This is a genomic window from Roseovarius aestuarii (assembly GCF_019966515.1).
Lineage (GTDB): Bacteria > Pseudomonadota > Alphaproteobacteria > Rhodobacterales > Rhodobacteraceae > Roseovarius > Roseovarius aestuarii.
Window position 1 is genome coordinate 87,806 of the sequence record NZ_JAIMIB010000010.1, and the last position, 23,582, is coordinate 111,387.

At 58.5% G+C, this 23,582-nt stretch carries 20 protein-coding genes; 13 read left to right on the forward strand and 7 right to left on the reverse strand.

Annotated features, from left to right (window positions below):
• Positions 1 to 11: 11 nt before the first annotated feature.
• On the reverse strand, positions 12 to 5,438 hold the full coding sequence (locus LC334_RS13250) for an alpha-2-macroglobulin family protein (protein WP_085800848.1): 5,427 nt from the start codon (positions 5,436 to 5,438) through the stop codon (positions 12 to 14).
• 142 nt (positions 5,439 to 5,580) lie between these two features.
• Between LC334_RS13250 and LC334_RS13255 the strand changes: the two genes are divergently transcribed.
• A complete protein-coding gene (locus LC334_RS13255) occupies positions 5,581 to 7,791 on the forward strand; it encodes a response regulator (protein ID WP_085800847.1) in 2,211 nt (736 codons plus the stop codon).
• Here LC334_RS13255 and yaaA read toward each other — a convergent pair.
• The 3 genes from yaaA to LC334_RS13270 all read right to left on the reverse strand — a co-directional run bounded on the left by yaaA (position 7,782) and on the right by LC334_RS13270 (position 10,988).
• Positions 7,782 to 8,546, reverse strand: coding sequence for a peroxide stress protein YaaA (gene yaaA / locus LC334_RS13260; RefSeq protein WP_085800846.1), 765 nt, complete (start codon positions 8,544 to 8,546; stop codon positions 7,782 to 7,784). The two genes, LC334_RS13255 and yaaA, sit on opposite strands and share 10 nt — an antisense overlap.
• A 34-nt stretch (positions 8,547 to 8,580) precedes the next feature.
• Entirely contained in the window at positions 8,581 to 10,623 is a 2,043-nt protein-coding gene (gene recQ / locus LC334_RS13265; RefSeq protein WP_085800845.1) for a DNA helicase RecQ, read from the reverse strand.
• Between the two features lie 77 nt (positions 10,624 to 10,700).
• Entirely contained in the window at positions 10,701 to 10,988 is a 288-nt protein-coding gene (locus LC334_RS13270) for a YggT family protein (protein WP_085800844.1), read from the reverse strand.
• A gap of 128 nt (positions 10,989 to 11,116) precedes the next feature.
• Between LC334_RS13270 and LC334_RS13275 the strand changes: the two genes are divergently transcribed.
• The 8 genes from LC334_RS13275 (at position 11,117) to LC334_RS13310 (ending at position 16,438) form a co-directional block, all read left to right on the forward strand.
• On the forward strand, positions 11,117 to 11,653 hold the full coding sequence (locus LC334_RS13275; RefSeq protein WP_085800843.1) for an acyl-CoA thioesterase: 537 nt from the start codon (positions 11,117 to 11,119) through the stop codon (positions 11,651 to 11,653).
• Positions 11,654 to 11,707: 54 nt separating this feature from the next.
• On the forward strand, positions 11,708 to 13,093 hold the full coding sequence (locus tag LC334_RS13280) for an MFS transporter (RefSeq protein ID WP_085800842.1): 1,386 nt from the start codon (positions 11,708 to 11,710) through the stop codon (positions 13,091 to 13,093).
• Positions 13,072 to 13,995, forward strand: a complete 924-nt coding sequence (gene mepA / locus LC334_RS13285; protein WP_085800841.1) for a penicillin-insensitive murein endopeptidase — start codon at positions 13,072 to 13,074, stop codon at positions 13,993 to 13,995. The genes LC334_RS13280 and mepA overlap by 22 nt, the downstream gene beginning before the upstream one ends.
• Before the next feature lie 383 nt (positions 13,996 to 14,378).
• Positions 14,379 to 14,798, forward strand: coding sequence for an alternative ribosome rescue aminoacyl-tRNA hydrolase ArfB (gene arfB / locus LC334_RS13290; RefSeq protein ID WP_085800840.1), 420 nt, complete (start codon positions 14,379 to 14,381; stop codon positions 14,796 to 14,798).
• A 43-nt stretch (positions 14,799 to 14,841) separates the two neighbouring features.
• The gene (locus LC334_RS13295; protein WP_085800839.1) at positions 14,842 to 15,087 is read left to right on the forward strand and encodes a type II toxin-antitoxin system ParD family antitoxin; all 246 of its coding nucleotides are present in this window, start codon (positions 14,842 to 14,844) and stop codon (positions 15,085 to 15,087) included.
• Positions 15,084 to 15,374, forward strand: coding sequence for a type II toxin-antitoxin system RelE/ParE family toxin (locus LC334_RS13300; protein WP_085800838.1), 291 nt, complete (start codon positions 15,084 to 15,086; stop codon positions 15,372 to 15,374). Before LC334_RS13295 ends, LC334_RS13300 begins: the two co-directional genes overlap by 4 nt.
• Before the next feature lie 129 nt (positions 15,375 to 15,503).
• Positions 15,504 to 16,010: a hypothetical protein gene (locus LC334_RS13305; protein ID WP_139836407.1), complete on the forward strand. Its 507-nt coding sequence runs from the start codon at positions 15,504 to 15,506 to the stop codon at positions 16,008 to 16,010.
• Positions 15,959 to 16,438: a hypothetical protein gene (locus LC334_RS13310; protein ID WP_085800837.1), complete on the forward strand. Its 480-nt coding sequence runs from the start codon at positions 15,959 to 15,961 to the stop codon at positions 16,436 to 16,438. The genes LC334_RS13305 and LC334_RS13310 overlap by 52 nt, the downstream gene beginning before the upstream one ends.
• A 561-nt stretch (positions 16,439 to 16,999) precedes the next feature.
• On the opposite strand, the gene pncB is transcribed toward LC334_RS13310, so the two are convergent.
• From pncB to groES, 3 genes are all read right to left on the reverse strand, one after another.
• On the reverse strand, positions 17,000 to 18,292 hold the full coding sequence (gene pncB, locus LC334_RS13315; RefSeq protein WP_085800835.1) for a nicotinate phosphoribosyltransferase: 1,293 nt from the start codon (positions 18,290 to 18,292) through the stop codon (positions 17,000 to 17,002).
• 206 nt (positions 18,293 to 18,498) lie between these two features.
• Positions 18,499 to 20,142 (reverse strand): chaperonin GroEL, encoded by a 1,644-nt coding sequence (gene groL, locus LC334_RS13320; RefSeq protein WP_085800834.1) that lies wholly within the window; start codon positions 20,140 to 20,142, stop codon positions 18,499 to 18,501.
• Positions 20,143 to 20,203: 61 nt separating this feature from the next.
• A complete protein-coding gene (gene groES / locus LC334_RS13325) occupies positions 20,204 to 20,491 on the reverse strand; it encodes a co-chaperone GroES (protein WP_085800833.1) in 288 nt (95 codons plus the stop codon).
• 242 nt (positions 20,492 to 20,733) lie between these two features.
• Here groES and LC334_RS13330 point away from each other — a divergent pair, with 242 nt between their 5' ends.
• From LC334_RS13330 to arsC, 4 genes are all read left to right on the forward strand, one after another.
• A complete protein-coding gene (locus LC334_RS13330) occupies positions 20,734 to 21,696 on the forward strand; it encodes a TraB/GumN family protein (protein WP_223412986.1) in 963 nt (320 codons plus the stop codon).
• A 150-nt stretch (positions 21,697 to 21,846) separates the two neighbouring features.
• Positions 21,847 to 22,185 (forward strand): DUF952 domain-containing protein, encoded by a 339-nt coding sequence (locus LC334_RS13335; RefSeq protein ID WP_085800831.1) that lies wholly within the window; start codon positions 21,847 to 21,849, stop codon positions 22,183 to 22,185.
• Entirely contained in the window at positions 22,182 to 23,240 is a 1,059-nt protein-coding gene (locus LC334_RS13340) for a quinone-dependent dihydroorotate dehydrogenase (protein WP_085800830.1), read from the forward strand. Before LC334_RS13335 ends, LC334_RS13340 begins: the two co-directional genes overlap by 4 nt.
• Positions 23,237 to 23,578, forward strand: coding sequence for an arsenate reductase (glutaredoxin) (gene arsC, locus LC334_RS13345; RefSeq protein ID WP_085800829.1), 342 nt, complete (start codon positions 23,237 to 23,239; stop codon positions 23,576 to 23,578). Before LC334_RS13340 ends, arsC begins: the two co-directional genes overlap by 4 nt.
• The last annotated feature ends 4 nt before the right edge of the window (positions 23,579 to 23,582 follow it).

Genomic DNA, 23,582 nt, shown 5'->3' on the forward strand with positions numbered 1-23,582 from the left:
CGGCTCCGTTTTCATTCAGACACCGCCATCTCGCCGGTATTCGTGCGTGCACGATAGCGGGGGCGATACATGTCTTCGACCGTGGCCGCCGGGTGGTGATATTGCCCCGGCGACACGGCCCGCACGATATAGGCCAGTTGAAACGCTTTGTTGCTGCGCCAGTCTACAGCCGCGAGAAACCTGTCGGCGCGAAACTCGGTATGCCGCGCCTCGATCGGGTTGAGCCAGTCCAGCGCTCGTATATCACCCGAGCGCAGCAGGTTTGGATTGTCGATCTCCAACCCCGCCGGAAGTGGATCATTGACCATCAGACGCGCCTCGCCCTTTTCGAAAGGCGATACTTTCAGCACCGCCACCAACCGCGAACCGGTCTGCACCCCATCAAGGCTAACGGGATTGCCGTCCATGTCATAATACTGCCGCTCGATTGCGTAGCCATAGCCACCCGCGTCAACCGGCACCTCGGGCACACCGATCGTTGTCAGGGTGATGTCGGTATCCGTGGTCGAAGCGTTGCGGATCGCCTGTGGGGTCAGGGTATCGGCCTCGACCATTCTCACCAGCGGGCCGGAGACCTCAGCGCCATTCAGGGTCAGCCCGGCAGTACTGGGGTCATCGATCAACGCCTGTGCTGCCATCAATGTCCAGACCTGCTCCTGCGGAGACATATGCGGTCCCTCGGCAACCAGCGTGCCGCTCAGAAGGCCCCGGTCAATCGCATTGCTACCCGCCTCGACCGCCAAGGTCAGCACCGCCGCCCGGTCACGCAGATGGGTCCCGTAATCGGCGCGCCAAACCTGGGTTTCCGAGGTCGGCTGACTGCCGATCATCTTACCAGCTTGAGCAAACAGCCGATCTGCGCGGGTCTGGTCAGCATAAGCGGCAAGCGCCGCCCCAAGCTGCGCCACGGCAAGCGGTGTGGCCAGCGCCCCGGCCTTCACATCGGCGTAGTAGCGCAGATCTCCCATTCGTGCGGCCCCCTCACGCGCCAGCACCATCAGCGCATAGGCGATATCTTCTCCGCCCTTGTCGAAGTCCGGGGCATAGTTCACCCGGTTGCGCAGGTTATCCATCGTCATCGCAAAGGCCTGTGCGGGCACCTCATGCCCCTCGGCCCGGGCGCGCGACAGGAAATCGGCAACATAGGCGTCAAGCCAGAAATCACCTGAACCGGCACGCCAGAGGCCAAAGGCACCGTTACTGGACTGGCGTGTCAGAATACGGGCGATCGCCTGGTCAATGCGTTTGTCAACCTGATCGGCATTGCCCAGCCCCATCGCCTGCGCCACCTGATTGAAATAGAGCAGCGGCATGGTTTGCGAGGTCACCTGCTCGGTACAGCCGTACGGATACCTGTCTAGCGCCGTCAGAAGCGCCGGGGCATTCAGCCTAGCCAGTGGGCCCGCAGAAATCACCGCACTGCCCGAGCCAACGCGTAGACCGCTGAACACATCCTTGTCCAACGTGAACGTATCCCCCGCCGCAAGCTTAAAACGCCGGGTTGTCGATACTGCCGGGTCATTTGTCCGGACTGGCAAGGTTAGCGTCTTGGTCAATTGCTTGCCATCCGGTGTGGTCAGGGCGACGCGTATCTGATGATCGCCCGTCTCATCGGCCGTTATGGGAAGTCTAAGCACCAGCTTATCCCCATCTGCTAGATCAACACCCGACGGGATATCCTGGGTCAATGCTTCGCCGGACGCGGTCACATCCAGGCCCATCCGGCCAGCGGGTCCGTCAGCATGAACGATTTCAAGCAGCATCTGGCTGACATCCCCCGGCGCCAGAAAGCGCGGCAGCGTTGCGGTCACCACCACCGGGTCTCGCACCAGCACATCACGTTCTGCCTGCCCCACCGCGGTATCAGACCAGGCGATGGCCATCAGCCGCACAGTGCCGTTGAAATCCGGAATGTCGAATTGCGCCCGCGCTAGGCCATCGGGGCCCACGGTGACCGGTCCTGAGAAGAACGCCACCAGTTTTTCGGTCGGCGGCGGCGATTTAAGTTGCATCCCACTGCCCGCATCCCCGCCCGAGCGCACCCGTCCCGCAGCGCCGTTCATCCCGTCGATCAGACGGCCATAGAGATCACGAATCTCGACCCCCAATCGGCGCTGACCAAAGTAATGCGCGCTCGGGTCAGGACTTTCGAAACCGGTGAGGTTCAGAATGCCCAGATCAACTGCCGCGAGGGTGACGTAGCCGGTCTGTCCCGCATCCAGCCCCTCGACCTTCAGCGACACGTCCAGGGCGCCGCGCGGATTGATGCTGTCCGGCGCTTCGATACTGACATCCAACCGTCGATCAGCCGGATCAATCCTGGCATAGCTCAGACCAAGCGCGCGGGCGGGGTTTTGACCCGCGGCAACGTCCATCGGGCGAATGACCTGCGCCGTGACATAGGCCCCGGCCCCCCATTCGTCGGTAACCGTCAGCGGGATCAGGTTTTCGCCTTCGGCCACCTCAACGGCCTGCATGTCTATCACCCGGTTTGACATCACTGTGACCATCGCGGTACCGGCGTAGCGCGGCGTGATCCGCAGCTGTGCCGTGTCGCCGCTGCGATATCCAGGCTTGTCCAGAGACAACTCCAGCGTGTCAGGCGTTTGCGAAACGTCGGCGGGCGCATACCACCCGGCATAGAAATCCGTCGAACTGGCGACATAGCTGCCGCCCAGACGCTCGACTACCAACTCATAGCGCCCCCAATCCACTGGCGCTGAGATCGTCACAGGGTTTCCCTGCAACGCCATCTCTCCTGTCGCCACGCGGCTGCGAGCGGTGATCGGCTCCCAATTCCAGTTGCCGTACTGCTGATACCACTGGTACCGGGTCTCGACCCGGTTCAGCGTCCAGCGAAGCTGCATCGGTGTCGGGTTGAGGTCGGGGCCAATTCCGATCAACTGAAACGTCGCATCTGTGCCTTCCGGGACCACACCGTCGAAGCCCGGCTTGATGCCGATCATTGGACCCACAGGTGCCAGCAACCGGGTCAATCTGCGTTCGACCGGACGGCCCGAACCTTCTTGAACACGAATGACTGCCTCTACCTCATACGGTCGGTCGGCAAGTTGGGCCGGTGGGATCGGTAGGGGCAGCATGGCCTTGCCGTCCGAGCCGGTTTCACCTCCATCAAGATAGCTGGTTTGTGCACTGACAATGTCATCATAGCGGCCAAATGCGTAACCGGGAAATTCCGGCAACTGGTTCTTGGCCTTCAAGCTGGCCGTCCCTTCCACCCGCAACCCGGCCCCCGGTGCCCCAAAAAGATACCGTGCATCGACCGTCAGAGGTGGCGTATCTCCCGCGCGGATCTTAGAGACGTGCAGCGACAGATCAAAGTCGATCCGTTCCGGTAGGAAATCTTCGACCAGAACCTGACGGCTGACCAACGCGGGCGCGTCTAGATCGGCCTTGATCTCGATCGTCCAGGTGCCACGCGGCGCGGTATCGCCGATAGGTATCCCGAACACATGACCGCCTGCTTTGTCACTGGCTGAGAGATGGCGGGCATATTCCACACCATCCGGACGGCTCAGGATTGCAGTGAGCGGAAGGCCAGTGATCGCCGCCACCTGGCCGTCTCGGGCAAGCACGGTCGCATGGATCATCTCACCCGCGCGATAGGCCCCGCGGTCAGTCGCCATAAACACGTCGATCGGAGAGGAGGGAGGCAGACCATCGACCCCGCGATCCGACAAGTCAAACGCCGGGTCGGTCAACGACAGAAAGGCCAGATCGTCTTCGCCCGCACGTGCCAACACCAGTGCCGGCGCCGCGCCGCCCGTGCCGCGCGTTAGGCCGGGTGCAAAAAGTGCGTGGCCCTGCGCATCGGTTTGCAAACTCGCCAGTTCCCGATTGGCGCGAGACAGCAGTGTCAATTCAACCCCTTGCCGCGCCGCGGCATCAGACAGGCCACGCACGAATACATGCAACCCATCGGTGCCCTTCAGCGTGGTCAATCCCAGATCGGTGAGGACGAACCATTGCGTCGCGCCCGGGTCGTCATAAATCTCGCGCCCCTTTACCCGCGCGGTCAGCGCGTAAATACCCGGTGGCTGATCGCGCAGCACGTCGCCCAGCGGCAAACGAGTCGTCATCGTCCGGTTCAGTTCATTCTGCACCTCACCGACGCCGGTCCATACCTGCTCGGCCACATCGTTGGAAAACGCCTGATCCTGATATTCGCTGAGCGGCCTGCCAAAATAATCGTCCTGAATGGCGCGCAACAAGTTGCGGTCACTGACCCGGCGCAAAAGCAGTTCGACACTATCCAGATTAACCGTCTCAATCGGCAGAGACGCATCGGCAGCCTTGGGCAGAACATAGGCGCGTCCCGCAAAATTGACCGCCTGCGAGCGATCGCGCACGTAAAGCGACAACTCGACATCCTTGTGCAGCGCCTCACCACTGGCGGCCGGCAATCCTTTGCGGAACGTAATACTGTACCGCTGACCGTGCTGCGCGCCATCAATGCAAATCTGGCGCCCCTCGGCCTGCACTACCAACCGCGGGTCGGGCAGGCGCACATAGGGCGTGTAATCGGTGCCCGTCTTGATCAGCGACTCCGAAAATTCAGCGCAGAGGCGAGGTGCTTCGCTTTCGTTATCGCTGCGATGTTCGGTGATACGAAAGCCGTATTTCGCGATTGCCTTCTCCAATGCCTTCGCGGTGTCCTGACGTGGTTGGATATTTTGGGCCAATCGCAAGGCACTGATCATATCACGCCCGCGCTGGTTATTTTCCAAAGCCGCCGCCATTTGTGCCAATGCCGAGACCCGCGCGGGATCGCTCAGCGCCCGCAAATACCCGTTGACGGATGCCTTAACGGACTGCGCCTTAAAGCGCCGCATATCAGAACTGCTCTGCGATTTCGCAAGCAGTGAAAGCCGCGCGTATTCGACCCAGAGATCGCTGCTATCCGCGCGTGAGATCGCGGCGCCGGTCCAGCGCATGGCATTCAGATGATCCCCTTTTGCTTCGCGGTCACGGGCGGCGGCAAGCATCGTCTCGACATCCCACGCATCGGCCGGATGCCGCCAGCCGATGTTTTCCGCCAGATCACGTGCATTTCGCAGATCACCGGCCGAGAGAAATTCCAGATCATCGGCACGCGCTTGCGCACCCGCAAGAGCGCGCGGATCGGTCGAGAGTATTTCGGCCGAAATCGCGCCCTCGTAAGATTGTCTCTCGGAGACGCTGCTCTTTGGAAAACAGGCATTTGAGCGGCTGTTGTAGGTGAAGGCGTTGCAGGTGGCATTTGCAAGACAAGCCTTTTGGCACGCCTCGAATGTGGTGTCGAACAATGGATCAAGGTCAGCACCGTAAAAATCCACATCGCGGGTGACCACCGGGCGCCTGTCGGGCAATGGATCCTCAGCGGCGGCGACGGTGGAATAACTTGTGATAAGCAGTATTGAAACAACCTGACGCAGCATAAGAGCCTCCTGACTAACCAAAGGTATGGTGCCACGGCGCAGCACGGCTGACAACGGTGCCACCGGAGCCGTTTTAAACAGTTGTTCACCACAATATCCGATTGTGCATTGAATCCCCGGTTGGGCATTGCGGAGTACGGGTATGAGCCTTGCCAATAAACTGTCACAGGAACGGCGTGCGCGCCTGGCCGCCGAACGCCTGCTGGAACAAAAGCAGGCAGAATTACATGCCGCCAACCGCAAGCTGGGCAAGCATGCGCGCGCGCTCTCGGACGAGATCGTCGAGACCCGGGCGGAGGTTGAACACATCCTTGTCGAAAATCAGCGCGTCAAGTCCGATCTGACCGTTGCCAACGAAAAGGCGGAAGTTGCCGAACGGCGCCTCTGGCAGTCAATTGAAATCATTCAGGACGGGTTCGCCTTTTTCGATTCTGACAGTCGGATGATCTCGGCCAACAAGGCGTGGATGCGTGTTTTTGATGGGCTCACGGAAATCAGACCCGGGATCAGCTATGTCGAAATCCTGCAATTCGTGACCGAAGAGGGTATCGTCGATATCGGTGATATGCACCCTGCTGACTGGCGCGAAAAGATGCTGGACCGCTGGCAAAGTCAAACCCCCGAACCCGAGATCATACAACTGTGGAACGGCGAATATATCAAACTCGTCGATCAGCGCGGTCAAGGCGGTGGAACGGTCAGCCTGGCGCATAATATTACCGAAACCGTGCGACATGAAAAACAACTGAAAGATGCTCATCGCAAGGCCGAAGCGGCAAGCCGCGCCAAATCCGCATTCCTTGCGAATATGAGCCACGAAATCCGGACGCCGATGAACGGTGTCGTCGGCATGGCGGACCTTTTGCAGGATACCGAGTTAAGTGACGAGCAACGACTATACGTCGAGACCATCAGGAATTCCGGCGAAGCATTGCTGGTGATCATCAACGACGTATTGGATTTCTCCAAGATCGAAGCCGAAAAGCTGGTATTGCACAAAGACACTTTCGACCTCGAACGTTGCATCCACGAGATCGTGATCCTTCTGCAGCCCACCGCCCGGGACAAGGGGATAGAAATTCTGGTCGATTACGACCTCTTTCTGCCAACGCAATTCTCCGGCGACCGGGGCCGCATCCGGCAGGTACTGACCAACCTCATGGGCAACGCGGTGAAGTTCACCGAAAGCGGGCATGTATCGGTCTGCGTTGTCGGCATGCCGCCCTGGGATGAAGAAACCGCAAGACTACATATCATCATCGAGGACACCGGTATCGGTATACCCGAGGACAAGATTGGCCACATCTTTGGCGAGTTCAACCAGGTCGATGACGAGCAAAATCGTAAATTCGACGGCACCGGGCTGGGCCTGGCTATTTCGCAGAAGCTGATCAAACTGATGGATGGCGATATCTGGGTCGACTCGGTCGCTGGTGAGGGATCAAATTTCGGTTTCTCCCTCTCGCTCCCGGTGGCCGAGGCCGTCGATGCCGATGGCGCCCGGATGCCCGAGGGGCTGAAACGCGCCCTCGTGGTGGACGATCATACCGCAAACCGGGAAATTGTGGAACGCCAGCTTGGTGTTCTGGGTATCGAAGCCGTGTCCTGCGGAAGTGGCACCGATGCACTGGCAAAGCTTGACCAGGGCATCGATCTGGTTCTGACCACCCATACGATGCCGGTCATGGACGGTATGGAATTGGCAGAGGCGATCCGCGAGGCCGGGCATACGGTGCCTATCGTGCTGCTAAGCTGCAATACTGGCACGGCCGAACAGGACCCTGCTCGACCACATCTGCACGCCTTGCTGCAAAAACCCGTTGCCCGGCAAGATCTGTTCACTGCCCTGAAATCGATCGAAGTCAAACCGGCGGCGGTCGAAATAACGGAACCCCCGCCGCCCTCTCCCGAGCCGGACAAACAGGACGGGCCGACGCCAGAGTCGCGGGCAATGCGCGTGCTCGCCGCCGAAGACAATAAGACCAATCGCCTTGTCTATACCAAGATGGTCAAGACGTTGGATATAGATTTGAAATTTGCCGAAAACGGGGTCGAGGCCGTTGAATTCTATCAATCTTTCGATCCCGACATTGTCTTCATGGACATCTCGATGCCCGAAATGGACGGGAAGGAAGCGACACAGAAAATCCGCGAACTTGAAGAGAGTGCGGGTAACCATGTGCCCATCGTAGCCATGACCGCTCACGCCATGGACGGGGATCAGGACGGCATACTTTCGGCCGGCCTGGATCATTACCTGACGAAACCGCTGAAAAAGCAGGCTATTATCGATCATATTACCAAGGCTTGTCCTGATGATGCGCGCAACCCACTGCGCGATGATCAGTCCTGAGGATAGTCGCGCAGAAAAACCCAGTTGAAATCATCGGATAAATCCGGGCGATATCGGTATCCGCCGCTGTCAAACTGGGTGATGGCGTTTGGTTCGGTCAACCGGTGCTGGACAATAAAACGGGCCATGGCGCCCCTCGCCTTCTTTGCAAAAAAGCTAACGACCTTGGCCGCACCCGCTTTTTCTTCCATGAAAACCGGCGTGATCACCCGCAGATCGAGCGCGTCAAGATCAACGGCGCGGAAATATTCCTGACTTGCGCAGTTGATCAATGTGTTGGTCTGAACCGCGCGAGCCTGAGCGTTCAGCGCCTTGGATATCTGATCATCCCAAAACTCATAAAGCGATTTGCCGCGAGCATTTTTCAGGCGACTACCCATTTCAAGACGATAAGGTTCGATGGCATCCAATGGACGCAAAACACCATAAAGGCCCGACAAGATACGCAGATGATCCTGCGCCCAGGCCAGCTCGTCCTCATCAAGGCTGCCGGCTTCAAGTCCCTGATAAGTATCCCCGGCAAACGCCAAGGCTGCGGGTTTCGTTGACATATGTCCAAAATCGCCGAAACGCGTGGCGTTGAGCTGTGCCAGGTTATCGCTGATGCCCATAAGTTTTTGCAGATCTTTGGGCGAAAGGGTTCGCGCGATAGTGGCCAATTGATGGGCTTCAGCCTGAAAGGCCGGCTGGGTCGGAACAACATTATCAACTTCGCGCATGTCCAGTTTTTTGGCAGGTGAAACAACAACCAGCATTCAACGTCCCCCAGATGGTTTATTTTCAGGTGATCTAGCCCGCCGCCCGCAAAACGTCCAGAAACACCGCACCAAATCTCTCCGCACGCTTTTCCCCAAGCAACCTCGCCATCTCATTCGGGTCGCGCGGACGGGTCGCGGCGACCCGTGCAAGCAGCGAGGCGGAACAGCTGAGCGGGCGGTCAATCCCGGCCTCACCGCGCGCCAGATCGGCCTGCGCTTCAAGAAGCTGGTCATAGACCTCCCCGACCTGACGGCCCGCCAGTTTGCGGCGTGTTGGATGTAGTTGCGCCGTGTCATCACCGTTAACTACCTGCAGGAACGCATCACCATAGCGCTCAAGCTTCTTTGCCCCCACACCGCTGATCCGGGCCATCTGGTCCAGGTTAGCAGGGCGCGTCTCGGCCATTTCAATCAACGTGCGATCGGTAAATACCACGTAGGCGGGTACACGCGCGGCCTCGGCCAGTGCCCGGCGCTTAGCCTTGAGCGCGGACAATAGCGGCGCATCTTCTTCTGACACTAGCGCCTTTGCCGCCGGGCGACGCGATTTCGTCACCAGCGTATCGCGGCGCAATGTGATGCTCTGTTCGCCGCGCAGGATCGGTCGGGCGGTCTCGGTCATGCGCAGGGCGCCGTGGCGTTCTCGGTCCGGGCGGATCAGGTCCAGCCCCATCATCTGACGGAACACCCCCTGCCACGTGCGCCGATCCAGATTCTGACCCACGCCAAAGGTGGGCAGTTGATCATGCCCGCGGGCGCGCACCTTGTCGGTCTCATTCCCGGTCAGGATATCAATCAGATGCCCGGCCCCGAAAAACTCGTCAGTGCGCAGGATCGCCGAAAGCGCCTTGCGCACAGCTTCGGTTCCGTCGAACACATCAGGGGGTGTTTCGCAGGTATCGCAATTGCCGCAGCCGGGTTTGTCCTCGCCGAAATAACGTAGCAGGACGGCGCGTCGGCACTCTTGCGCCTCGGCCAGCCCTAAAAGAGCATTCAGTCGGGCGTGATCCGCCATGCGGCGCTCGGGCGGCGCCAGCCCTTCGTCAATCTGGGTGCGGCGCAAGCGTATATCGTCTGGACCGTAGAGCGTCAGCGTCTCGGCCGGGGCACCATCACGACCCGCACGGCCGATTTCCTGATAATAGGCCTCGATCGACTTGGGCAGATCCGCGTGGGCCACCCAACGGATATCCGGCTTATCCACCCCCATGCCGAAGGCCACGGTCGCCACCACGATCAACCCGTCTTCGGTGTTGAACCGGGTCTCGACAATGCGGCGGTCTTCGGCCTCCATACCGCCGTGATAGTGGCAGGCATTGTGACCGTCTGCGCGCAACGCCTGCGCCAGGGTTTCGGTCTTGGCGCGCGTGCCGCAATAAACGATACCCGACTGGCCCTTGCGGGCGGCGGCAAACTCGGTGATCTGGTGGCGCGGACCATCCTTGGCGGCAAAGGTCAGGTTGATATTGGGCCGATCGAAGCCGTGGAGAAAGCTGGCCGGAGCTTGCCCGTCAAAGAGCTTTTCGACAATCTCGTCGCGGGTTTCTGCATCCGCTGTCGCCGTGAATGCCGCAAGCGGTACGCCAAGGGCGCGGCGCAGCTCTCCGATGCGCAGATAGTCAGGTCGGAAATCATGACCCCATTGCGAGACGCAGTGCGCCTCGTCCACGGCGATCAGGCTGACCCCGATGCTGCGCAACATGCCCATTGCCGACCCGGCCGCAAGGCGTTCGGGCGCGATGTAGAGGAGTTTCAACCGGCCCGCGTCAAGTGCTTGCCAGACTTCACTGGTTTCTTCCTCGGTATTGCCAGAGGTTAGCGCACCGGCTTCAACGCCGACCGCGCGCAGCGCCCGCACCTGATCGCGCATCAGCGCGATAAGCGGCGAGATCACCACTGTCACACCATCGCGCAGTAGCGCAGGCAGCTGAAAACAAAGTGATTTACCGCCACCTGTCGGCATGATCGCCAACACGTTATCACCGTTCGAGACAGCGTTGACAATATCCTCTTGCCCAGGACGAAAAGCATCGAACCCGAATACGTCGCGCAAAAGCGTGGCAGCGCCTGGCATGGAAACCCTGTAAGATTTTATTTATCTGCTCTTACAGGAAATCATTTCATACTAAGAATTGGTGAACAAGAGCGGGATCAATAAAAAGCCGCGATATTGTTCATTAGAATGATCCTCAGCGCATAAACCGCAATCAGCGCGATCAATGGTGCCAGATCGATGCCGGAAATCGGCGGGATAAAACGGCGGATCTGGCTGTAGACGGGCTCCAGCAATCGATTGAGCATATGCCAGATCTGCGCGACCAATTGTTGATGCAGATTCAGCACCTGAAAATTGATCAGCCAGCTCATGATCACATGGGCAATAATGAAAAACCAGATGATATCCAGAATAAGCATTATGATCTGGAAAATTGAAAGCATCGGCGCATTCCCTTGGTCGTCGTCGCCACAACAGGTAAGCGGAGTCCTGCAAAAGCGCAAGCGTGACGCGAGGTTGTGGTTGACCACCCGGGACAGGCAAAACAGATAGCGGGCAAAGGAGACGCCCGATGTATCCCGTCATTCGTCTGATTGCCCAGCTTGTCAAACACCGCAAAGACCCGCCCATGCCGGTCACCGGCACCCATGTCTCGCACCATATGTGCCTGCCGTGGGATATCGACATCTGGATGGAGCTGAACAATGGACGCACCCTTACGCTTTACGATCTGGGGCGAACATCGGCGGCCCAACGCGCCGGGCTGGTCCGCGTGCTGCGCAAGAACCGGTGGGGTCTGACCATGGCCGGGGCCAGCGTGCGCTATCGCCGACGCATCCGCACGTTCGAACGCATCGAAATGCGCTCGCGTCTGGCCTGGTGGGATGACAGATTTTTCTATGTCGAACAGTCGATGTGGAAAAAGAACGGCGAATGCGCCAACCACATCATCTATCGCTCGGCCGTGACCAGCAAAGCGGGGATCGTCGCGCCACACTCCGTCGTTGATGCAATTGACCCTTCGACGGTCAAACCCGAGGCGCCCGCGTGGATCTCAGCCTGGATTGAAGCGGATGCCAAACGCCCCTGGCCGCCGATGCAGGAATAGCTTGCCACCAGGTCTTCCAGCCTGTCATATCGCGCCAGCAAGCAGAGGGGCAGGATGGCCGAAGTTTCGCAAAGAAAACGCATCTGGGGCTGGTATTTCTTCGACTGGGCCAGCCAGCCATTTCATACCCTGTTGCTGACGTTTGTCTTCGGCCCCTATTTCGCAGGCGTCGCGGCGGAATACTTCCTGACATCGGGTCTGAGCGAAGAAGCCGCCGATGCCCGCGCCCAAAGCATCTGGTCACTCTGCCTGACGGTCACGGGGCTAATCATTGGTTTTGGCGCACCAATCATGGGCGCGCTGGCCGATACGACCGGACGACGACTGCCTTGGGTCATAGGGTTTTCGATGCTGTATGTTGCCGGTGCCTTTGCGCTTTGGTGGACATTTCCCGACGGCTCGACCATGTGGCCGATGCTCATCGCCTTTGGCATAGGTTTCATCGGCGCCGAATATGCGCTGGTTTTCGTCAACTCCCAGCTTCCATCGCTTGGAAGCCAGTCCGAAGTGGGGGAAATCTCGGGTTCGGGCTTTGCGTTCGGGTATCTGGGCGGCATCCTGTCACTTATTGTCATGCTGCTTTTCTTCATGGAACAGCCCAGCGGTAAAACCCTGATCGGGCTCAACCCGGCTTTTGGCCTCAATGCCAGCCAGAATGAGGGAACGCGCGCGGTTGGCCCCTTCACTGCGCTGTGGTTCATCGTCTTCATCCTGCCCTACCTGCTCTGGACCCGTGACACCCGAACGCCACCCCAGGGCAAGGGGATGGGCGACGCGCTGAAACTTCTCGTCAAAACGGTAAAAAGCCTGCGCCGACGTCTCAGCCTTTCAGCCTATCTTGGCTCATCCATGTTCTACCGTGATGCGCTAAACGGTCTTTACAGCTTTGGTGGGACCTACGCGCATCTGGTGCTGAACTGGGAGCTGGTCTCGATCGGTATCTTCGGCATCATCGCCGCCATTTCCGCCGCCGTGTTCAGCTGGATCGGCGGTAAGGCCGACAAACGGTTCGGCCCGCGCCCTGTGATTGTCATCTCGGTCTGGGTTCTGATTGTGGTTTGCGTGATCATCGTCTCGATGGACCGCAGCCAGATTTTCGGCATTCCTCTAGCAGAAGGATCACAACTGCCGGATGCCATCTTCTTTGTCTGCGGCGCGTTGATCGGTGGTATGGGCGGCGTGCTGCAGGCCGCCAGCCGGTCGCTGATGGTGCGCCACACCGATCCCGCAGCCCCGACCGAAAGCTTTGGTCTCTATGGCCTTTCCGGCCGCGCGACCGCATTCATGGCGCCCGCCCTGATCGGCGCGGTCACGGCCCTGAGCGGCAGTGCGCGCATTGGGGTTGCCCCGCTCATTGCGCTTTTCCTGATCGGCCTCTTCCTGCTACGCTGGGTTGAGGCAGAAGGAGACAGCGAGACATGGACCGTTTCTTCAAACTAGCTTTTCTGACGCTTGGGTTGGCCGGATGCGGCGGATCGGCCCCGGAACCGTCGGCAAAAGTACAGGCACTTTCAACCCAGAGCATTCCCGCCGCGATGAAAGGCGTCGAGGCACGACAACTCTTTGGCAAACATGCACGCGGCTCGGCGCAATCCGCCGCACCTTTCGGCAGCTATGCCAAGGGCTGCATGGCTGGCGGCGTAGAGCTGCCTGAAACCGGGCCCACATGGCAAGCCATGCGGCTAAGCCGGAACCGCAACTGGGGGCACCCGCACGCAATTGACTTCATTGAAAAAGTATCGAAAAAGGCCGCAGCGCAGCCGGGCTGGAACGGCCTCTATATCGGGGATATCAGCCAACCGCGTGGCGGCCCGATGCTGAGCGGCCACCGCTCTCATCAACTGGGGCTAGACATTGATATCTGGCTGCGTCAGGCGGATAATCTGAAACTGTCGCGAGCCGCACGAGAGGAGATCTCTTCAATCTCGATGCGCCGGTCCAACGGGGCCTACACCAATTCCAACTGGACGCGGCAGCATCACGAAGTCGTCAAGGCCGCAGCGCAGGACCCGCGCACGGCGCGTATTTTCATTTTCCCCGGTGCCAAGGTGCAGATGTGCAAGGATGAAACCGGCGACCGCGCCTGGCTGCGCAAGGTCAGGCCGTGGTGGGGGCATCATTACCACTTCCATGTCCGGCTGAAATGTCCTGACGGATCAAGAGGTTGCGTCAATCAGTCGGCGCCACCCGCCGGGGATGGATGCGCCGAGGCGCAGCAATGGGTCAAAAACATCCTGAACCCGCCGCCGCCCGATCCGAACGCGCCCAAGGCCAAACCCCGGCGCGAGTTGCGAGTCGCTGACCTGCCAGGCCAATGCGTGGCCGTGCTGCAATCGCAGTAGCTGCACGGGGATGGGGGCCTCTGCCCCCTCCCCTCTTGGTGGTTCCGCAGCATCATGGGGGTCTTAACCTTTCGCACCACATGATTTTGTTTTGACAAACGAAAAATCTGTGGCAGTCTGGCTTTGAGTTCAACAGCAGAAAGGAGGTGCCCATGTCTTTAGAGGTAATGGGGAGAGGTGTCGGAACAGTTCAGGAGGGTCGGACCTAGGGCAGCCCCTGGGGACTGAATACCACTTGAATTGGTGCGCCTAACCGGCCCACCTCCGCTGACTTCTAGAGGGCCGTACCGACAAGGGCGGCCCTTTTGAATTTCCGTACACCCTGTACGTCCCGTACGCCCTTTATGTACATAATGTACGTTTTCCGAAAAACTGACCCCGTGATGCAAATCAACGACCAGATCACCATCGAAGACTGGGAACTGACCGAGCAGTTTGTTCGCGCGTCGGGCCCCGGCGGGCAGAATGTGAACAAGGTGAGTTCTGCGGTCGAGCTGCGGTTCGAGGCCGAACGCTCCCCCAACCTGCCCGACGCGGTGAAACGGCGGCTGAAGAAGCTGGCCGGGCGGCGCTGGACCAAGGAGGGCGCGCTGATCATTCAGGTGGACGAAACCCGCCACCAAGCCCGCAACCGCGAGATCGCGCGGGAAAGGCTGGCCGAGCTAATCCGCAAGGCGCTGGAAAAACCCAAACGCCGCATCCCGACCCGCCCGACGCTGGGATCAAAGAAACGGCGGCTGAAGGCCAAGAAGGTGCGCGGCGAGGTGAAGGCTTTGAGGGGGAAGGTTGAAGGCGAGGATTGAAAATATACCAGGATTTGGTATATATGGATCAAAGGAGATTTCCATGCCCCGCAACACCTCATTCGTGCTGAGCGATCATTTTACCGATTTCATCGACAACGCCGTGGAAAGCGGGCGCTACAATTCTGCCAGTGATGTGCTGCGGGCGGGGCTGCGGCTGTTGGAAGAGGAAGAGGAAAAGCTGGAACGGCTGCGAGCGGAACTGATCAAGGGTGACGAAAGCGGGTATGTCGAAGATTTTGATTTCGACGCCTTCCTCGCAAACAAAAACGCCAAGCACCGCGCGTGAAACGGCTCAGGCTCTCACGCGAAGCGCTGAACGACCTCGATGAAATCTGGGATTACACTGCCGAAACATGGGGACCGGATCAGGCGAACCGGTATTTGGAAGATTTGCGCAGCGTGATCGAAGAATTGCCCGAGGGCAAAACGGTATCGCAAGGCGCAGAAGACACACTGCCTGGGGCGCGTAAAGTGTTTCGCGGCAGGCACGTGGTGTTCTTTCGGGACAGCATTGAAACCATCGACGTGATCCGGGTGCTGCATCAGCAGATGGATGCAGGGCGGTGGGTATGAAGGATTGGTAAGGTGGAACCCAACTTGCGCTTTCTGGGTGAAGGGAGTTTTAACCCAATAGGCTAGGGGTTGTATTATGGACAAAAAAAGTTTGATAAACATAAAGTTACTAATTCGGAAGGCCATAAAATGAGCGTACGTTATGGATTCAAACTAGAAGCCTACTTGTATAGCTTTAGGAATTATTTTCCGCAGAAAGTTCAGACTGGTCGGGAGTTTGCTAAATTATTGGTTAGCGAACACGCCAAAGGAAATTTGAAATCTATTCCATACGGAACCCAAGAAGTTTCTGCCGCGGAAGTTACAGTAAGCAACGATGAGCTCTCCATTCTATTCCATCTCTATGACCCACTTATCCCCGATCCGGATTACGTAGATAAAAACAACGGGCAAATACGGACTGCACAACGGCGCAAAGGTGAAGAGCCTGCACGGTCAGCCCACATGATTATGGATGTGTCTCCTAAACATGAGGCGGATCGAGCCTATCCCGTAGGGCTTGAGAATGCGGAGTACCTTTCACGCACACTTGTCAGTAGATACCTAAATGACAGTTTGGACAAACTGACGAGTTCTCAAGAGCTTTGGGTGTCCAAAACCGGAAAGGAAGATCAAAAAAGCTCTCGCAGAAACTAAAGTTCCGCGCCGAACACTCTCAAACAATTGATGGCCTACTCCAAGGAGGCGGAATCTTAAAAGGCATAAAGTCCGTATCAAGCGAGTTAACAGAAACGGATTTTGGCGATAGCGCTTACCCTGTCGTGGAGGAAAACGATTTGTCGGTAAAGGTTCTAAATGGTCCGACAGGAAATGTTGCTAAACAGTTGCTCTCCGGCGTTTGGCAGAAGATACAACAAAAAGATCCAAAGAAGGTCAGCGTAACAATCGAGGATTCTGTGGAAGATAGGTTGAAAACTATTCAAGTAGATGTTTCCAAAGGGAACATATTGGAAAATATTTTCATCCGGCAAAAATCGCTCGGCACCTTCACACCAGATATAAGACTGTGCGAACCTTCTATCCGAATCGATCTAATCTCAGAAATGAAAGGCAAGCTGATTTGACTGTCCCAGTGACAGAGCGTTCGATTTTTCTTCGCCCATTCAATTTTCTTAGAGTGCGGCATAAATATGCTTTTGTTCACAACTTCGTAATACCGCTTCTATTGTTCGTGCCGATTTTATTTAGTTCAGCGATTGATGCCGCTGATCAGACAAAAGCAGTGTTATCGGTTCTGGATTCCGAGATTGAGTTTTTGAAGCTATTTCTACCATTTTCAATCACTTCGCTCGCAGTTGTTTCAACATTCCAGGGACCCGAGAGTATTGATAAAAAATTCAAGATGTCCTCAGAGGTAACACTGCTTGTTTCAAGTTCAGGTGCAACCGAAAAAAAAAACCGATAACACCTCGACATTTTATGACCCTACTATTTAGCTACATCACTATAGCCTGCATAATAGCGATATTTGTTTTTGTTATTTTCGAGCCGCTTTCCAAGTACTTGCCTTCTTTTTTCGGGTACCTATTAGCGGCTGGGGTTTTGTTTCTATTCGCGCAGGTTTTGGTACTAACAGCAGTCGCAGTTTATTTGCTTGGTGACTACCTCGCACGACAAAGAGACCCCTAAACCACCACCTCCAATTCCGCCTGTTCTCCAACTCCGAACACCCGTTTGTAGCGTTGGATTTCGTTCGCCGGACCCATGGCTTTGCGGGGATTGTCGCTGAGTTTGACGGTGGGGCGGCCGTTGGCGCTGACGGCTTTGCAGACGAGGGAGAACGGGTCGAGGGCGTTGTCGGGGACGAGGCCTCGGAAATCGTTGGTCAAGAGCGTGCCCCAGCCGAAGCTGACCCGCGTGCGGCCGGAAAACTGGGCGTGAAGCTCGGCGATTTTCTTTTCGCCCAGACCGTCTGAAAAAATCACCAGTTTTTCCATCGGGTCCTCGCCGCGGCTCTTCCACCAGTTGATGGCAATTTCGGCGCCCTCCGCGGGATCACCTGAATCGATGCGGATACCCGTCCAGCCCGCCAGCCAGTCGGGGGCGTTTTTCAGGAACCCCGCAGTACCATAGGTGTCGGGCAGGATGATGCGCAGGTTGCCGTCATGCTCCTCGTGCCAGTCGGAGAGCACGTCATAAGGCGCGCGGGCCAGGTCGGCGTCACTTTCGGCCAAGGCGGCGTAGACCATCGGCAATTCGTGGGCATTGGTGCCGATCGCCTCGACATCGCGGTTCTTGGCGATGAGGCAGTTGGAGGTGCCGACGAATTTCTCGCCCAGCCCTTCGCCCATCGCCTGCACGCACCAGTCCTGCCAGAGGAAGGAGTGACGGCGTCTTGTGCCGAAATCGGCGATGCGCAGCCCGTCGACGGAGCGCAGGCGTTCGACCTTTTCCCAGAGCTTGGTCATGGCGCGGGCATAGAGCACCTGCAATTCGAACTTGCCCATGCTGTTCAAGACGGCACGGGAGCGCAGTTCCATCAGCACGGCAAGGGCGGGGATTTCCCACAGCATGACCTCGGGCCATGACCCCTCAAAAGTCAGCTCGTACTGGCCGTCGTGTTTTTCCAAATGGTAGGGCGGCAGGCGCAGGTTTTCGAACCAGTCCATGAATTCGGGCGTGAACATCTGGCGCTTGCCATAGAAGGTGTTGCCGCGCATCCAGGTGCTCTCGCCGCGGGTGAGCGAGAGGGAGCGGATATGGTCGAGCTGTTCGCGCAATTCGCCCTCGTCCACCAGGTCGGCCAGCTTGATGGATTTGCTGCGGTTGATGAGCGAGAAGGTGACCTGCGTGTCGGGTTTGTTGCGGAAGATCGACTGGCACATCAGCAGTTTGTAGAAATCGGTGTCGATCAGGGATCGGACGATCGGGTCGATCTTCCATTTGTGGTTATGGACGCGGGTGGCGATATCGACCATGGGGCGGCTCCGGCACTGAAGCGATGATGAGCAAACCCGTCAGGGGTTTCGGCCCGGACATCGCGGACACCCGAAAAGGCGGGCCGGACCGTTAAAGCAAAGGCGGGCGGGGGTGGCAAGGCACTGCGGGGTGCCGCAAACGGCTGAACGCCAAAGAAAAGGGGCCGCCCGAAGGCAGCCCCGATCCGAAACCGTGATACGGCAGCTTACATCATGCCGCCCATGCCGCCCATGTCGGGCATGCCGCCACCCATGGCGGGGGCATCTTTGGCAGGCTTGTCGGCAACCATTGCTTCGGTTGTGATCAGCAGACCAGCGATCGAGGCCGCATCTTCCAGCGCGGTACGCACAACCTTGGCCGGGTCGATGACACCGAACTTGAACATGTCGCCATATTCTTCGGTCTGTGCGTTGAAGCCGAACTTGGCATCCTTGCTTTCGCGGATCTTGCCCGCAACAACCGACCCGTCAACACCCGAGTTCTCGGCGATCTGACGCAGGGGCGATTCCAGGGCGCGGCGCACGATGGCGATACCGTTGTTCTGGTCGCTGTTGGCGCCTTCCAGACCTTCGAGCGCGTTCGCAGCCTGAACCAGCGACACGCCACCGCCGACAACGATGCCTTCCTGAACGGCCGCGCGGGTCGCGTTCAGCGCGTCATCAACGCGGTCTTTACGCTCTTTCACTTCGACCTCGGTCATGCCACCGACGCGGATAACCGCAACACCGCCTGCCAGTTTGGCAACGCGTTCCTGCAGCTTCTCGCGGTCATAGTCGCTGGTGGTTTCTTCGACCTGGGTGCGGATCTGAGTGACGCGCGCTTCGATCTCGGCTTTTTCGCCGCCACCGTCGATGATGGTGGTTTCATCCTTGGTGATGTCGACGCGCTTGGCCGAGCCCAGCATATCCATGGTCACCGATTCCAGCTTCATGCCCAGATCTTCGGAGATGACCTGACCACCGGTCAGGATCGCGATGTCCTGCAGCATGGCCTTGCGGCGATCGCCGAAGCCCGGTGCCTTGACGGCTGCGATTTTCAGGCCGCCGCGCAGTTTGTTCACAACCAGGGTTGCCAGTGCTTCGCCTTCAACATCCTCGGCAATGATCATCAGCGGCTTCTGCGACTGGATCACCTGCTCAAGCAGCGGAACCATCGGCTGGAGGCTCGACAGTTTCTTTTCGTGCAGCAGGATCATGCAGTCTTCGAGCTCTGCAATCATCTTGTCGCTGTTGGTCACGAAATAGGGGCTCAGGTAGCCACGGTCGAACTGCATGCCTTCGACCACATCGGTCTCGGTTTCCAGACCTTTGTTTTCCTCGACGGTGATCACACCCTCGTTGCCGACCTTCTGCATCGCGTCCGCGATCTGCTGGCCGATTTCGGCCTCGCCGTTGGCCGAGATGGTGCCGACCTGTGCAACTTCGGCGCTGTCTTTGACTTCACGCGAGGCCGCTTTGATCGATTCAACCACTTTCGAGGTTGCCAGGTCGATGCCGCGCTTCAGATCCATCGGGTTCATGCCAGCGGCAACCGCTTTCATGCCTTCGCGCACGATGGCCTGGGCCAGAACGGTCGCTGTGGTGGTGCCGTCGCCGGCTTCGTCATTGGTGCGGCTGGCGACTTCTTTCACCATTTGCGCGCCCATGTTTTCGAACTTGTCTTCCAGTTCGATTTCCTTGGCAACCGATACACCGTCCTTGGTGATGCGCGGTGCGCCGAAGGATTTGTCCAGAACAACGTTACGGCCTTTGGGGCCCAGCGTTACCTTGACCGCGTCGGCCAGGATGTTCACGCCGCGCAGCATCTTGTTGCGGGCATCGGTATCGAATTTGACGTCTTTAGCAGCCATGTCTCGATTTCCTTTGATTTAATGTTTCGCAGGGTGCGCTAACGCGCACCGGTTCGACAGATCAGGCGATGATGCCCAGAATGTCGCTTTCCTTCATGATCAGCAGTTCTTCGCCGTCCAGCGTGATCTCGGTGCCGGACCATTTGCCGAACAGAACCCGATCACCGGCCGAGATCGACATCGCGATCAGTTCACCGCTGTCCTTGCGCGCGCCCTCGCCGCAAGCGACGACTTCGCCTTCGCTCGGCTTTTCCTTGGCGCTGTCGGGGATGATCAGCCCGCCGGCTGTTTTCTCTTCGCTTTCAACGCGGCGTACAACGACGCGATCATGTAGCGGTTTAAATGCCATCTCTGAGGCTCCTTAGCTCAAAGTTACTCCCTATGGCCCCTCCCCAAAAAGTCATGGTGGGGCCGTTAGCACTCACTCAAATCGAGTGCTAACGGCGCATAGCTAAGGATCAGGAAAACCGGAGTCAACAAGTTCATTCAATTTTTTTAAGCGTTTTCATACCGCGTGGCGCGGTGTTTCCGGCTTGCGGTTGGATCACAGGCGGATAGAATCGCGCAATGATACGAATTTTTGCATTTTTCTTGTTCGTCTCACTGCCGGTTGCCGGGTTTGCCCGCTGTGACGGAACCGACCTGATCGAGGCACTGCCTGACGCCGATCGCGCCGCCCTGATGGACCGCGCCGAAGCTACCGCCTATCCGCAGGGGCTGCTCTGGCAAGCCACGCGCGATGACACGGCAATCACGATTTTCGGCACCTATCATTTCGAACATGATCACACCGCGCAACATCTGACGAACCTCAAACCACTGATCGATCACGCCGACATGGTCTATCTTGAAGTGTCCAACGACGATCAGAAGCAGTTGCAACGCGATCTGGCGAATGATCCGTCACTGATGTTCATCACCAAGGGCGACACCCTGCCCGACCTTCTGGGTGAAGAAGACTGGCAGCGCCTCGCCGAAGAGCTGCACGCCCGCGCGATCCCGGGTTTCATGGCAGCCAAGTTCAAGCCTTTCTGGGCGGCAATGATGCTGGGGGTCGGCCCCTGCGAATCGAAAAGCGCGATGAAAAGCGACAATGGCATCGACAAGCAAATCGGTGAGTATGCCGCCAGCGTCGGCAAGCCCAGCCGCTCGCTGGAAGATTACCGCAAGCTTCTGACGTTGTTCGACAGCTTCCCGCAGGAGGAGCAGCTGGACATGATCCGGCTGATGTTTGCCTGGCCGGGCAATGCGGACGACATGTCCTACACGCTGCGACAACGCTATCTGGCGCAGGAAATCGCCCTGATCTGGGAGTTTTCACGGCAGATTTCGCTGGAATTCGGCGGCCCCGATGCCACCGCAGATTTCGCGCTGTTCGAAGATCAGCTCCTGATCCGGCGCAATCACGGCTGGATTGATGTGCTGATGCAAGACGCCCTTGGCCAGCGGGTTTTTCTGGCCGTGGGTGCCGCGCATCTGCCCGGCGAACACGGTGTATTGCAACTGCTCGAAGATCAGGGATTCAAAATCGCCCGCCTGCCCTTCAACGGCTAAGGTCATGCACACCCGGAAAGGGTTGCGGCCCGAGGAGAAGGCGCACCGCGCCGACGACGAGATATCCGGCGTGCGCGCCAGCGCACTCCGTTAAGCAACAGCCCGGTCTTGGCACTTGACCCCCGGTCAGGCGCGGGGCATCACCGGCCCATGCTGATTTACAAGATTTTCCGCACCGATGAATGGGCCGCGCTCAGAGCGCAAAAAGAAACCGCCGGGGCCCCGGTCGATCTGGCCGATGGCTATATTCATTTCTCGACCCTTGAACAGGCGCCGGAAACCGCAGCAAAGCACTTTGCCGGCGAAGACGGCCTGATGCTTCTGGCAATTGAAACCGAGCCACTCGGTGACGCGCTCAAATGGGAGCCGTCCCGGGGTGGCGCTCTTTTCCCGCATCTCTATCGCAATCTGCTGCTCTCGGATGTGCACTGGGCGCAGCCGCTGCCACTGGTGGATGGGCGGCATGTCTTCCCACCCGGTCTCACATGACGCTGATCGAACGTCTCGGCCTTGCTGCCCTGCACCGTTTCGATCCGGAAACCGCCCACGGGCTGGCGATCCGGGCGCTGCGGGCGGGGCTTACGCCCAGGCCCGGCCCGGTCACCTCGTCGCGGCTCAGGACCGAACTGGCCGGGCTTAACCTTCCCAACCCGGTGGGCCTGGCCGCCGGGTTCGACAAGAACGCCACAGCACTTGCCCCACTCAGCCGCGCCGGGTTCGGCTTTGTCGAAGTGGGGGCCATCACCCCGCGCCCGCAGCCCGGCAACCCGCGACCACGGCTTTTCCGCCTGAGCGACGACGATGCCGTGATCAACCGGTTCGGCTTCAACAATGAGGGGATGGAAGCCGCCGCAAAACGCCTTGCCGAGCGACCGAAAAACGCCGTCATCGGCCTCAACCTCGGGGCCAACAAGGACAGCGCCGACCGGGCCGAGGATTTCGCCCGTGTCCTGGCCCATTGCGGGCGGCATCTGGATTTCGCCACGGTCAATGTCTCGAGCCCAAACACCGAAAAGCTGCGCGAGTTGCAGGGAGCCGCGGCGCTGACCGTATTGCTGAAAGGTGTGATCGAGGCCCGCGACTGGCTGCCGAAACCGATACCGGTCTTCCTCAAGATCGCACCTGATCTGACCGTGACCGAGCTTGAAGACATTGCCGAGGTCGCCCGCTCAACCGGCCTTGATGCGATCATCGCCACCAACACCACACTATCACGCGAAGGGCTGACCAGCCCCCAGAAAGACGAGGCAGGAGGTCTTTCGGGCGCACCGCTTTTCGAAAAATCCACCCGCGTTCTGGCGCAGTTCTCACAACTGACCGCAGGCGCTATCCCCCTGATCGGCGTTGGCGGCATCGGATCAGCCGAGGATGCCTATGCCAAGATTTGCGCCGGGGCCAGCGCGGTGCAGTTTTATTCCGCACTGGTCTATCAGGGGCTGTCGCTGGCCGGCGACATCGCCCGGGGCCTTGACCGGCTGCTTGACGCCGACGGATTTACCAATATCTCACAGGCGACAGGCACCAAACGACAGGACTGGCTATGACAACCATCTGGCACAACCCGCTCTGCTCGAAATCCCGCCAGACACTGGCCCTGCTGGAAGAGCGTGGCGAAGAAATTACGATCCGCACCTATCTGGATGATGCACCCAGCGCCGGTGATATCAGAGCGGCGCTTGAAACGCTGGGCCTCAGCGCCATTGATATCACCCGCACCGGCGAGGCATTGTTCAAGGAACTTGGCCTGTCCAAATCCGACGACAATGACACGCTGATCGCCGCGCTGGCCGCGCATCCGAAGCTGATCGAGCGTCCCATCGTTTTCAAGGGCGATCGCGCCGCGCTTGGCCGTCCGCCGGAAAACGTGTTGGATATTCTTTGATCCC